This is a genomic window from Mucilaginibacter polytrichastri (genome assembly GCF_001911425.1).
GTDB classification, from domain to species: Bacteria; Bacteroidota; Bacteroidia; order Sphingobacteriales; family Sphingobacteriaceae; genus Mucilaginibacter; species Mucilaginibacter polytrichastri.
Genome location: NZ_MPPL01000001.1, coordinates 4,994,407 through 5,006,881, shown reverse-complemented (window position 1 = coordinate 5,006,881; position 12,475 = coordinate 4,994,407). Strand labels below are relative to the sequence as shown.

13 protein-coding genes are annotated in these 12,475 nt (G+C 42.6%); 5 read left to right on the top strand and 8 right to left on the bottom strand.

What is annotated here, in order from left to right; all coding sequences use genetic code 11:
* Nucleotides 1-116: 116 nt before the first annotated feature.
* On the top strand, nucleotides 117-791 hold the full coding sequence (gene trmD, locus RG47T_RS21525; RefSeq protein WP_074493644.1) for a tRNA (guanosine(37)-N1)-methyltransferase TrmD: 675 nt from the start codon (nucleotides 117-119) through the stop codon (nucleotides 789-791).
* A 202-nt stretch (nucleotides 792-993) separates the two neighbouring features.
* Nucleotides 994-1,341, top strand: coding sequence for a 50S ribosomal protein L19 (rplS, locus tag RG47T_RS21520; RefSeq protein WP_074491613.1), 348 nt, complete (start codon nucleotides 994-996; stop codon nucleotides 1,339-1,341).
* Between the two features lie 140 nt (nucleotides 1,342-1,481).
* Here rplS and RG47T_RS21515 read toward each other — a convergent pair whose 3' ends face one another.
* From RG47T_RS21515 to RG47T_RS21495, 6 genes are all read right to left on the bottom strand, one after another.
* Nucleotides 1,482-2,456 carry an integrase core domain-containing protein gene (locus tag RG47T_RS21515; protein ID WP_074490421.1) on the bottom strand — a complete coding sequence of 325 codons (975 nt, stop codon included), beginning with the start codon at nucleotides 2,454-2,456 and terminating at the stop codon, nucleotides 1,482-1,484.
* Between the two features lie 130 nt (nucleotides 2,457-2,586).
* The gene (locus tag RG47T_RS26200) at nucleotides 2,587-2,781 is read right to left on the bottom strand and encodes a hypothetical protein (RefSeq protein WP_139235791.1); all 195 of its coding nucleotides are present in this window, start codon (nucleotides 2,779-2,781) and stop codon (nucleotides 2,587-2,589) included.
* Nucleotides 2,782-2,812: 31 nt separating this feature from the next.
* Nucleotides 2,813-3,475: a phosphatidylserine decarboxylase family protein gene (locus tag RG47T_RS21510; RefSeq protein WP_074491610.1), complete on the bottom strand. Its 663-nt coding sequence runs from the start codon at nucleotides 3,473-3,475 to the stop codon at nucleotides 2,813-2,815.
* A 24-nt stretch (nucleotides 3,476-3,499) separates the two neighbouring features.
* On the bottom strand, nucleotides 3,500-4,309 hold the full coding sequence (locus RG47T_RS21505) for a phosphatidate cytidylyltransferase (protein WP_074491607.1): 810 nt from the start codon (nucleotides 4,307-4,309) through the stop codon (nucleotides 3,500-3,502).
* On the bottom strand, nucleotides 4,306-4,518 hold the full coding sequence (locus RG47T_RS21500; protein ID WP_074491604.1) for a putative signal transducing protein: 213 nt from the start codon (nucleotides 4,516-4,518) through the stop codon (nucleotides 4,306-4,308). Before RG47T_RS21500 ends, RG47T_RS21505 begins: the two co-directional genes overlap by 4 nt.
* Nucleotides 4,499-5,443 carry a CPBP family intramembrane glutamic endopeptidase gene (locus tag RG47T_RS21495; protein ID WP_074491602.1) on the bottom strand — a complete coding sequence of 315 codons (945 nt, stop codon included), beginning with the start codon at nucleotides 5,441-5,443 and terminating at the stop codon, nucleotides 4,499-4,501. Before RG47T_RS21495 ends, RG47T_RS21500 begins: the two co-directional genes overlap by 20 nt.
* A gap of 46 nt (nucleotides 5,444-5,489) precedes the next feature.
* On the opposite strand from RG47T_RS21495, the gene dusB reads away from it, so the two are divergent.
* Together dusB and apaG are read left to right on the top strand one after the other, a co-directional pair.
* Nucleotides 5,490-6,482 carry a tRNA dihydrouridine synthase DusB gene (gene dusB, locus RG47T_RS21490; RefSeq protein WP_074491599.1) on the top strand — a complete coding sequence of 331 codons (993 nt, stop codon included), beginning with the start codon at nucleotides 5,490-5,492 and terminating at the stop codon, nucleotides 6,480-6,482.
* A gap of 46 nt (nucleotides 6,483-6,528) precedes the next feature.
* Nucleotides 6,529-6,915 (top strand): Co2+/Mg2+ efflux facilitator ApaG/CorD, encoded by a 387-nt coding sequence (apaG, locus tag RG47T_RS21485; protein ID WP_074491597.1) that lies wholly within the window; start codon nucleotides 6,529-6,531, stop codon nucleotides 6,913-6,915.
* 93 nt (nucleotides 6,916-7,008) lie between these two features.
* Here the strand turns inward: apaG and RG47T_RS21480 are convergent, their stop codons facing one another.
* Both RG47T_RS21480 and RG47T_RS21475 read right to left on the bottom strand, forming a co-directional pair.
* Nucleotides 7,009-9,612, bottom strand: coding sequence for a zinc-dependent metalloprotease (locus RG47T_RS21480; RefSeq protein ID WP_074491594.1), 2,604 nt, complete (start codon nucleotides 9,610-9,612; stop codon nucleotides 7,009-7,011).
* Between the two features lie 91 nt (nucleotides 9,613-9,703).
* Entirely contained in the window at nucleotides 9,704-10,810 is a 1,107-nt protein-coding gene (locus RG47T_RS21475; RefSeq protein WP_083627489.1) for an aspartyl protease family protein, read from the bottom strand.
* A 198-nt stretch (nucleotides 10,811-11,008) separates the two neighbouring features.
* Here RG47T_RS21475 and RG47T_RS21470 point away from each other — a divergent pair, with 198 nt between their 5' ends.
* Entirely contained in the window at nucleotides 11,009-12,334 is a 1,326-nt protein-coding gene (locus RG47T_RS21470; RefSeq protein WP_074491589.1) for a D-alanyl-D-alanine carboxypeptidase/D-alanyl-D-alanine-endopeptidase, read from the top strand.
* The last annotated feature ends 141 nt before the right edge of the window (nucleotides 12,335-12,475 follow it).

Genomic DNA, 12,475 nt, shown 5'->3' with positions numbered 1-12,475 from the left:
CAAATCTGCATGGCTACGAGATTGCTTCGTTGCCTCTCCTCGCAACGACAAATTGCTAAAAGCCCTATCTTTGTCTTGTCTCTTGTTTCTAACTTCTTGCATCTAATTCAAATATGATCCGTTTCGATATCCTTACCGTTTTACCCGGCCTGCTCGAAAGCCCGTTTGCGCATTCGATATTGCATCGTGCCCAAAAGAAAGGGTTGACAGAAATTTTTGTGCATAACCTGCGCGATTACTCGAGCAATAAACATAAAAGCGTAGACGACTATCCTTACGGCGGCGGCAGCGGAATGGTGATGATGATTGAGCCTTTTGCGGTTTGTATAGAGAAATTAAAAAGCGAGCGTGAGTACGACGAAATTATTTTTATGACCCCAGATGGTGTAACGCTTAATCAATCATTAGCCAATCAATTATCGAGTGCAAAAAACATCATGATCCTTTGTGGGCATTATAAGGGTATAGACCAGCGTGTGCGCGATCTGTATGTTACCAGGGAGATGTCTGTAGGCGATTATGTATTGTCAGGAGGTGAGCTTCCGGCGGCTATTTTGGTAGATGCTATTGTAAGGCTGATCCCCGGAGTGTTATCGGATGAAACCTCAGCCCTGTCAGACTCGTTTCAGGACGATATGTTGGATGCTCCAGTATATACACGCCCGGCCGACTGGAAAGGCCATAGGGTGCCCGATATACTGTTAAGTGGCAATACGCCCGAAATAGAGAAGTGGCGCTTTGAGCAAGCCCTGGAGCGTACCAAAGCACGGCGGCCGGATTTGTTGGAGTAGGTTTTATTAGTTATTGAGTTACCCAGTTATTAAGATGCATTAACTCAATAACATAATAACCCAATAACTTCTTACCCACCTAAAATGTTAATTACTTAAATAATGTGGATAATTTTAAAAACAACTTTTTATTTTCAAAAATTATCCCTATAATTGCAATCCGATTTTTACGGGTTAAAAATCGCTTTAAGAGCTAAGAATCATGGATTTAGTAAAATTTGTTGAAGAGCAGTCAGTAGAAAAAAAGCAGGTTCCTGTATTTAAAGCAGGTGATACTGTCAGCGTGCACTATAAAATTAGAGAGGGTAACAAAGAGCGTATCCAGGTTTACCAAGGCGTATGTATACAACGTAACAGCGCAGGTACAACTGAAACTTTTACCGTACGTAAAGTATCAAACGGTATAGGTGTAGAACGTATCTTCCCTATAAACTCTCCAAACATCGATAAAATTGATGTTAACAGCCACGGTAAAGTGCGTCGTGCTAAATTGTACTACCTGCGTGCCCTTACAGGTAAAGCAGCTCGTATCAAATCAAAAAGAGTATAAGTTTACAATTATATCTTACAAAAGCCTTTCTGTTTTCCAGAAGGGCTTTTTGTTTTGATTTGAAAGCAACGCAAGTTCTCTCAAGGAAGATCGTCATTGCTGTAAGGGTTATGTAATTCGGTAACAGAATTAGGTATTTATTATTTGTTGTTTAGGGTGCACATTTCGATAGGTTTTTTGCCGTTAATGCCTTGATGCGGTCTTTCCCAATTGTAATAAACAAGATATTTTAACAATTCGTCTTCTAACTCTTGCAGGGTATCAAAATCTGTTTCTTCGATAAGATCTTCTTTTAATGTCCTCCAAAAGCGTTCAACCTTGCCGTTGGTTTGTGGCCTGTAGGGTTTCATGTAACGGCGTTTAATGCCGGTTTCCATTAGCATTCTTTCAAACGGGTGCTTGTTTTTGTTTTGACTGCCAGCTGGCCCAAATTCAGGCCCGTTATCTGCGATCATTTCCTCGAACTGGATACCGAACTCTCTTTTGATTGCCTGCATGCAATGCATAGCAGTAAACATGGTGGTTAGTGCGGTGATGTCCTCCATCACCTGCGCCCAGGCTACGCGTGAATAATCATCCAGCACACACAGCAGATAAAGCTTCCTGTTTTGCCCCCTGATCACACTTTTGCTTAAGTGATGACAGTCGATATGCCCTAACTGGCCCATACGTTCCTTAATGATCTTTACCTTTAATTCCCGGTCTGCCGGCTTTAAACGATTCCGGTTATGCCGCTTCAGGACGTTGTATACCCCTGATGGTGATGGTGTAAAGTTATTTGATTTCTGTTTAAGTTGATTCGTGATCTCAAACTTATTGCAACCCCGGTCCCGAAGGTTTAATATCTGCTGCTCATCTTCATCAGATGGCCTGCGGTTCCCATACTTAGGTCCGCGCTTGCCTGGCAACAGATCATTTTCATTACCAGACTGTTTGAAAAGATTGTAATACTTTAAAAAAGCCCTTGCATCTGTATCATGAGCCAAATAGAAATCTTTGGCAAATCTGAATACAGGGTGCTCCCCGCGCTTTACCTGTTCATACTCTCCAATTAGAAAACGATATTTACTTAAATAGTTCCGTTTTAAGGTGAGGTCATTATTAATGTTCCGCATAACGTTAGCTTTAATTGTATAAAGCTAATTCTGTTACCGAATTACTTGACCTTTACAGCAATGACGGGACATTGATAACAAAAAAGCCTCTGCTTTCGCGGAGGCTTCTCTTAAGATCTTAAACAATCAATTAAGCACCTTTCTTCTCGTCGTCAGTCTTTTTAACCGATTTCTCAGCAGTTGCTTTGGTTGTTTTTTTGCAGCACGATTTTCCAGGCGTGTTGCATTTCATCCCTTTGTCTTTATCTGTTTTATCGCCGGCAAATGAATTTGCTACAGCTACAGAAAATACTAGGGTTAACATTAAAGTAAATTTTCTCATCATTTTGGGTCTGTAATTGGTTAATAAAAGCCCGTTAAGCAGTGAGTTCGGCAAGCACTGTGCGGCCGCCTTTTACCACCTCGCCAAGGTTAACGTTAATCTTGGTTCCTAAAGGTAAAAAAATATCTACTCTCGAACCAAATTTTATGAAGCCAAATTGCTGGCCCTGATCTACTTTATCTCCTTCTTTTACATACCATACAATACGGCGTGCCATTGCACCGGCAATTTGGCGGAATAATACCGACGTGCCTTTGCTGTTTTCGATTACAACGGTGGTACGCTCGTTTTCGGTTGATGATTTTGGGTGCCAGGCCACAAGGTATTTGCCAGGGTGATATTTAAAGTATTTTACCACGCCGCCAATAGGGTTGCGGTTTACGTGTACGTTAACCGGCGACATAAATACAGAGATCTGGATGCGTTTATCTTTAAAAAATTCGCCTTCTTCTGTTTCTTCAATTACTACCACTTTACCGTCTGCTGGGCAAAGTACGGTCTGTTCGCCGGTATTAATGGCGAAACTCGGGCTGCGGAAAAACTGCACAATAATGATGAACAGCAGGGCCGATAAAATATAGATCACCCATTTTAAGGCAAAGGCCTGCGGGTAATAAAATTGCGTTACTGCATTTAAAATAAAAATGAACAGTATGCACAGGGCAAGGGATGTATATCCTTCTTTATGAAAAGTCATCTAAAACTAATTTTTGCAAAATTACTAATTTGTTATGAAGTACAGGTATGTATAAACAACAGGCGCTGCAAGCAGTAAACCATCAAACCGGTCTAGCAGGCCGCCGTGGCCAGGCAGTATGCCACCGCTGTCTTTAATATTAAGGCTGCGTTTAAACATAGATTCTACAAGGTCGCCTAATGTGCCTACACAGCCTATAATGATGGCTATAGATACCCACTGTTTCCAGTAAAGCTCCTTAAAGTAAAGGCTGATGATAAAACCTGCAATGGCGGCAATCGCTACGCCGCCAAAAAAGCCTTCCCATGTTTTTTTAGGCGAGTGGCGTTCAAATAGTTTGGTGCGGCCCAACCAGCGGCCGGTTAAATAAGCCCCGGTATCATTGGCCCAAAGCATCAGTAAAAAGCCCATGGCATAATGGCCGTTATAAGAGCCGTTAATAAAACCCAGCGCATGGAAAAAGCTAAATGGTACCACGGTAAATATTAAACCCAGGTAAGTAAAGCCGATATTGGTAAAAGGCTTTTCTGAAGTTTTAAAGAGTTCGTTTACAAAGATGAGGCAAGATGTTAAAGCAATTAGCAATAACAGTTTGTGGCTCATGGTGGGTGTTACGTAATAAATAAGCGCTACCGCAGTAAATATGTAAGCTCCGTTTAGCAAGCCAACCGGCAGGTTGGGGCTAAGGTTACTTTGCTTAAGCAGTTTATAAAACTCGTGCAGGCACAATAGGGTAAGCAGGAGGTAAAAACCGGTAAATACATATGGCCCAGATAAAACGGAGGCCAACATAACAATGATGAAGAAAAAGCCGGTAATGGCGCGTGTTTTCATATATTAATTTGGTTCAGGATCATAATTTCTACCGCTTGGGCAAAGTCTTCATGATGGATGTAGACTTCGATATTGCCAAAGTTACGGTGCGAAAAATCCTGTTTATTAAGGAGTACGGCGTCGATATGGTTTTCAATGAGCATTTGCTTAACCATTTCCGACTGGTAAAAGTTAGTGGAAGTAAAAAATTTAATCCAGTTCTGTTCCATCAGCTGTAGTATTGCGGCTTGCAGCAAGCGCAATGTTGCGATAATTAATTAACAAAAGTACGGTAATAATTATGCTAAACACATAGCCGGCTAAACTAAATACGTGTGTATCATCCGGGCTTGTTTTAATTGTTTTATGCTGATACAGGTAGGTTACTATTACGGCAGTACCGTTGTTAATAAAGTGCGCCCAGATAGATGTCCAGATGCTGCCGCTCCAATACACAAAGTAGCCGAAGAAAACCCCCAGCATCAGCCGTGGTAAAAAGCCGAAGAACTCCATGTGAAAGGCACTGAACAGGATGGCCGTGATCCAAATGGCGGCATGGTGGTTTTTAGTCCAGCGAATAAAAATGGTTTGCAGCGCCCCTCTAAACATCAGCTCTTCAACTATGGCAGTTAGGCCGCCAACAAATAATACGGTTTTAATAAGGTCCCAAATGTTATCCATTTTTAAAAGGATGTTTGTCGCCTTTTCGGCCTGTTGTTCAGATGCGCGCATCCACTCTTCTACGCCCTTTAAAAATGGTGGCAATACCAATCGCTGGTTAATATCGCTTAGTTGCTCCATAATAGGTAGCGACATAAACATGGTTATAAAAACCAGGGCTATTAGTTGCCACGGAAATTTATTTGTTAACCTTAAATAACTTTCGGGCTCTTTAACTATTACATAAGCAAAAAATACAGGGATGGCCAGTATGGGCATCGTTGTAGAAATAAACTGGATGATCCATAGTGCGCTTATAGCATTTGGCGTATCAATTTGCAGCTGCGAAACCTTCATAAACGTGTCAAAATTATACAGCAACGTAATAATGCCCATTGAAATAAGCAGCCCTATAATGAGCATCACTACTGTAACTGCAATAAAAACAAGGAATTGTAAACTTGGTCGCATCTGGCTGTAACCCGTATTTGTCATATTGGTTAATAAAATTTGTATTTTTGTACCGCTTTAAAGATAAGCCATGTCTGTACAAATTGGAAATATTGATTTAGGGGAGTTCCCGCTGCTGCTGGCACCGATGGAGGATGTGAGTGATCCGCCCTTCCGTTACGTTTGTAAGCAAAACGGCGCGGATATGATGTACACCGAATTTATCTCGTCGGAAGGGTTGATCCGGGATGCGGCAAAAAGCAGACAAAAACTGGATGTTTTTGACTATGAGCGTCCTATCGGGATCCAGATTTTCGGTAGCGATATTAACAGTATGCGCGAAGCTACAGAAATTGCCACATTGGCAGGCCCCGATTTGATGGACATTAATTACGGTTGCCCGGTAAAGCAAGTTGCCTGCCGTGGCGCAGGTGCAAGCTTACTGCAGGATATTGATAAAATGGTAGCCATGACTAAGGCCGTTGTAGAAGCAACCCATTTGCCTGTAACCGTAAAAACCCGCTTAGGCTGGGACGATAATACCAAAAACGTTTACGAAGTGGCCGAAAGGTTGCAAGATATAGGTATTAAGGCCTTAACCATACATGGCCGCACCCGCGCGCAGATGTATAAAGGCCAGGCCGATTGGGCGTTAATACGAGATATTAAGAAGAATCCGCGCATCCAAATCCCCATTTTTGGTAATGGAGACATCGATTCGCCCGAAAAAGCGGCTCAATGGCGCATGGAATATGAGGTGGATGGTATGATGATTGGCCGTGCGGCAATTGGCTATCCCTGGATTTTCCGCGAGATTAAGCATTATTTTGCCACAGGTGAACATTTAGAAGGCCCTACAATGGCAGAGCGTATCGATGTTTGCCGTACACATCTGGAGAAATCTGTAGCCTGGAAAGGCCCTAAAACAGGTATTTTTGAAATGCGCCGCCATTACGCCAGCTACTTTAAAGGCATCGAAAACTTCAAAGAATTTAGAATGAAATTGGTACAAGCTGGTACTATGGAGGATGTTGAAGAGATATTAGGGCAAATTAATGACAATTATGCCACAGAGATGGCTTGATTATTGATTAATGATCAATATATTTGATTTATAACACGTTACAAACATGGTTACCACAATTACAGATGGTGTTAAAGTTTCTGTAGAAACACAATATCAACCAGAATACTCAAACCCGGCAAGCGATCATTATATGTTTGCCTATAAAATAAATATAGAAAACGTAGGCGAAAATACTGTTCAGCTGTTGCGCCGCCGATGGGATATATTTGATTCTAACGGCGAACATCGTGAGGTAGAAGGCGAAGGCGTAGTGGGCGAACAACCGGTAATTGAACCAGGCAGCTCGCACGAATACATTTCTGGCTGTAACCTTAAAACAGATATGGGTACCATGAAAGGCGAATATCAAATGATCCGTACCGTAGATAATACCCTGTTTGATGTGCAGATTCCCCAATTTGATATGGTAGCACCATACCGTATGAACTAAGAATATTTTCTAATGGCATATAAGAAGCCCTGCTTGATCTTGTCAAGCAGGGCTTCTTGTTTTATACCTGTTTTATTAGGTTGTTAAGTTGTTTTAGAACTCTATTTCTGATGTTTTTTCATCATCCTGAACACCGCGTCCCGGAGCCGGAGCTGCCGGGAAGTTGATTACCGGGTGGGTTGGATTTAGTGTTTCTTTGATGCGTAAGTGTAAGTCGGCATAATGCGCAGCTGTTATGGCATCGCCGCCTTTAGGCAAGCCGGTGTCAATGCGTTTAAGTTCGGCACGTACCATTGGCTTAATGTCAGACAAGGCTGTGTTTATTGGCGTTAAACCCATGGAGGCCAACTGGGCCGATGTTGCACCAGGGAAAGTCCGGCTTACGTCTTCATTTAACAAACCTTTTAGCTGCTCCACATAACCGCGTTGCAGGTTACGTTTAAAGGCATCCGGTTTACCGGCATTAAAAATGCCCACGCGCAAATCATTAAACAAATCGGCAACGGTGTAAGCGGCAGCGCCGTTTTTGCCCTCATTATCATACATGCGCGCTAGGCGGTTTGATGATAATACAGCACCCAGTGTGTTTACTTGTACCGCTTTGATACGGTTAAGCATCACGCCATTATCAAATTTGCTTAACTCTTCGTTATTGATTAGCCAGGTTGGGGTTGCAAAAAGCTGTTTATTTAAAAACACCAAAGCCTCATGCTGGCGATCTTTGGCGATGAAGGTATAAACCGCACCTTTTTGATCGTACGTTTTAAAGTTTTCGCTCATGCCACCAACGTTGGTGATAACGTGGCCCATGTAACGGTTATATTGGGTTAAAACCTGGCCGTACATTTCCTGCAGGTCGTCAAAGTCTTCTCCTTTTTGGAAAGTCCATTTCTCCAGGTTAGGTAAAATGCGTTTCAGGTTGGCAATACCATAGGTGCTTGCAGTCATGGCGTTATCGCCCAAATCTTCATTTTGCAAACGCGGATCGATGCTGGTACCCTGGCGGCCGTAGTAATACAGCGGGTTGCCGGCGCGTTCTTTGGTCCAAACGTTTAAGGTTTCTTTTTCCTGTTCGGGTGTTTTATTACCCGGGAACCAGCTGTAACCCCATTTAATAGCCCAGTCGTCATACTCGCCAATTTGCGGGTACAGGTGGGTTACACCATCGCCTGGTTGGGCAATGTAGTTAAAACGGGCATAGTCCATAATAGACGGCGCGGTACCATGGGTATCTGTAAAGTGTTTAGAACGTAAAGAATCAACCTTATAAGCATAGCTCGAACCAAAATTGTGCGGCAGGCCTAGTGTGTGGCCAATTTCGTGCGATGATACAAAACGAATCAGCTGGCCCATCTGCTCATCGGTAAATTTAGGCGCACGTGCATTAGGGTTAACAGCTGCGGTTTGTACCATATACCAATCATGCACCAGGCTCATTACATTATGATACCAGCCTACATGGCTCTCCAGAATTTCGCCGGTACGCGGATCTGAGATATGCGGGCCGTAAGCGTTTTGCACATCTGATGCAAAGTAGCGTACTACACTGTAGCGGGCATCTTCGGTGCTAAATTCAGGATCTTCTTTAGCGGTAGGTGCTGGTTTGCCAATAATGGCATTTTTAAAACCGGCAGCCTCGAAAGCTTTATTCCAGTCGTTAATACCCATTATCAGGTAGGGCACCCACTTTTTCGGCGTAGCCGGATCAATGTAGTAAACAATTTGTTTTTTAGGTTCAACCAGCTCGCCGCGGGCGTAGGCAGCCGGGTCTTTCGGCTCCAGTTTCCAGCGATGGATATAAGCTGTTACCTCAGATTTTTGTGCACCTGTACCATAATCGGTTTGGCGCTGGCCGAAGTAACCTACACGGCTATCCATTAAACGGGCCTTCATAGGCACTTTAGGTAACAGCAGCATCGAGGTATTCAGTTCGAAAGTAATGGCCGCGGTAGAGTTATCAGTTGGCGATTCTGCCGCGCGGTAAGTCTTCAACGTGCGGACTTCTGTGTTGATAGGGAAGCTCTTAATGGTATCGATATACGAACGGCTGGCATCAACAGCAGAAATTTTATAGGCTTTTTTAATTGGGTCTGGGATGCCGGTAGCAGTAACATCACCATTATAAAAATCGGTAACATCAATTAAAACTCCTGTAGTATCTTTATTATAAGCCTTAACATCAAAAGAGGCCAATACGGCATCGATGTTTGAGTTTTTCACAGCTTCATACATGTCTGTCGTGCTGTCGGCTTTCAAACTGTAGCTTGGCACGCGGATCATTACTTGTTTGTCATGGCGTTCCCATTTCCAAACCTGGTCGTTAACTTCTTCGCCGCCATATTGCAAACCAAATGTTTTTAGGTTGGCAGGGGTTTTTACAAAGCGGGTTACTACCAGCATTTCGCGGTTAAGTAACGAATCCGGAATTTCGTAATAATATTTACCATCAACTTTGTATGTGGTAAATAATCCCTTATCGGCCTTGGTTTTTGGAGTTATAATATCGCTAAACTTTTTAATACCCTCTTTTTTAGGGGCGCCACCAAGCATGGCGGTAGCGGTAGAGCCACCACCCGGGGTAGATGATGTTTTTAGGGTTACCTGCTGGGCTGCGTGCTTTTTTGATGCGCACGACGCTGCAAAAACGGCAGCCGCTATCATAGAGGCATACAAACCCTGATTTAACTTTTTAGTCATTCGTGTTTTTTAAATTAATCTCTGGAAAAGGAGGTAAAAATATATTATCCGCAGCTAATTATTACTATGTTTTTATCTGTAACAAGATATTTTACAGTCGGCGTTTAAGGGTGATAATATAGCGGTAGCGTTTTTTATCGCGGTAAATATCAAGTATTAAGCTCCGGTCGGCACCAGATTTAAAAATATCATCAATTTCCTGGATACTCATATCTGCAACTGGTTTAAAATTGATATTTAAAATAGCATCATCTTTTTGCAACCCGGTTATATCCCCGGCAGAACCCGGCTCAACCCGGTTAATTACAATAGTGCGCAGATCGTCTCCCTCGGCATAATATTCAAGGCCGCTCATGTCGTGTTCAAACGGGGTTTTAAAATCCTTGCCGGGTTTTAAATACATCGCGTTATTTTGATAGTCGATAATCAATGTGAATTTTTTTAAGATCCCCAGGCCCAGGTTGCCGTCGCGAGGGATTGCCCGCCCAGTTGTTGTTGCAGAATCTGTAAGGGTGAACGATGTTATTACGTTTTTAAAAACATATTTCCCAATATATAACTCCTTAACACGGCTAATTAACCCGCTTACCGGCCCTGTTAAACCAACCCCAAGGTTGCCCACAATAAATTTTTGAGGCAGGGTATTGTTAGTAACCATGTTATCGAGCATCAGGGGGTGCCCGGCCCCAATATCAACCACCAGCTTAGTGGTAACTTCTTTATTGTCGGCCATTTTTATCCGCGCTTCAAGATAGGGCTTGCCCTGTTCTATGGTAAGTGGTATTTTTAGCCCCTTTTTAAATTCTTTTAAATAACCCGACCGAGCTACCGTTAATGTACTGTCGAAAAAATTAAATTTAACGGCCAGGCTGTTAAAAAAATCGTACCCGATAAGGCCATGTATGGGCATACCAGCATAATTAGAAAGGCCAAAACGGTCTTTCCTTAATATCGCGGCAGACATATTGTTGCCTTTTATACCGTTAATGTCAAAGCTAATATTAGAGCTTATGGTAGCATCAAAATCCTCGCCGGTGCCAAGCCCCGAGAGCTTGATAGTACGGCGGCTTTGCATGCCAACAGAATCGGCCAGCGAAGGGTCGGTTATAATAATAATGCCAACGCCACTATCTATAATAAAGTTATAGGGCCCCTTGCCATCAATTTTAGTTTTTACAATAACCATGTTGCGTACCATTTTAAATGGTACGCTGATTTTCTTTTTGCCAGGCGGTAAATCAAAAAATTGCGCCTTTGCCCCTGTTATGCTAAAAGCAAAAAGAAAAACAAGTAAGCAGCAACTAAGCCTTAATATATTAACAGCTTTAAGCAACAATTTATGGTTATAATTGGATGTTAAAATTACATAAACATATACATCAATAACAAATAATATATGCAGCGAAACCTGCTTAAATGGTTGGCCATAACCGCAATTATTTGCACGGTATTAAACATATGCCAAGCCGGCGGAATTAAAAAACGCAAGATTAAAAAACTGTTTAAACACTCCGTTATATTTAATACGCATTTTACCGGTTTTGCGTTGTATGATATTGATAAGCAGGAATCTGTTTACGAGCTCAACGCCGATCATTATTTTACACCGGCATCAAACACCAAGCTGTTTACGTTTTATACCTGCTTAAAGATGCTGGGCGATTCTGTGCCTGCGTTACGATACACCACGCGCAAAGATTCCCTTATTTTTTGGGGTACCGGCGATCCTTCCTTTTTGCATACCAAACTAAAAGGTACCCATGCATATATGTTGCTTAAACAAAGTGATAAAAAACTGTTTTACAGCAGCGGCCAATATCAAAATAACAGGTATGGTGCCGGCTGGGCTTGGGACGATTACAATGATTATTACCTGGCCGAAATAAATGACCTGCCTGTTGAAGACAACCTCATCTCTATTTATGCTGATGCCAGCGGGCAACTCCAAACCAGGCCCGCTCGCTTTAAACAATTTTTAACGTTAGACAGCAGTTACCACCCATTAAGTTACCGGGTGAAGCGTGATTTTTTAAACAATACACTTGCTTGCCCGGCAATGCCCATACCGGCAGGGTTTAAACAGGCTATTCCGTGGCAAACCAGCGATGGGTTAACCGCTGCGCTTTTGCAGGATACGCTAAAAAAAGCCGTCGGCTTACTTAAAATGCCATTACCTGCCGATGCCAAAGTAATTTACAATACCAATGCCGATTCTGTTTATCGCCTGATGCTGCAAACCAGCGATAATTTTATTGCCGAACAATTGCTGCTGGTTTGCTCATCTGCCAAATTCGGTTATCTCAATGCCGATTCTGTGAGGCAATACGCTACCCGTAATTACCTGGCTGACCTGCCAGATAAACCACAGTGGAACGACGGCTCGGGCTTATCGCGCTTAAATCTTTTTACACCCAAAACTATTATTGCACTATTAAATAAAATAAGCGACCAGGTAAAAGACGAACAGCTGCTGCATAGTATGTTATCCATTGGCGGAGTAAGCGGGACGCTAAAATCCGCCTATCAAACAGATAACGGGCAGCCCTTTGTATGGGCTAAAACAGGCACACTATCTAACAATTATTGCCAGAGCGGTTACCTGGTTACCCGTAAGGGCCGCCGGCTTGCTTTTTGCTTTATGAATAATAATTATGTAGACAGCACCCCCACCGTTCGCGATGAAATGGCCCGGGTAATTACTTATATCCACGATAAGTTTTGAGTTATAAAGAAGTGGTCGGATCAAGTGGCTCTTGTGCTGAAATAAGTCGATTTTTTATGAAAAATAATATCCATTAGGCCGAAATGACCTACAAATGAAACAATGCCATTACAATATCCTGCCGGGTGATTGTTTTTACCG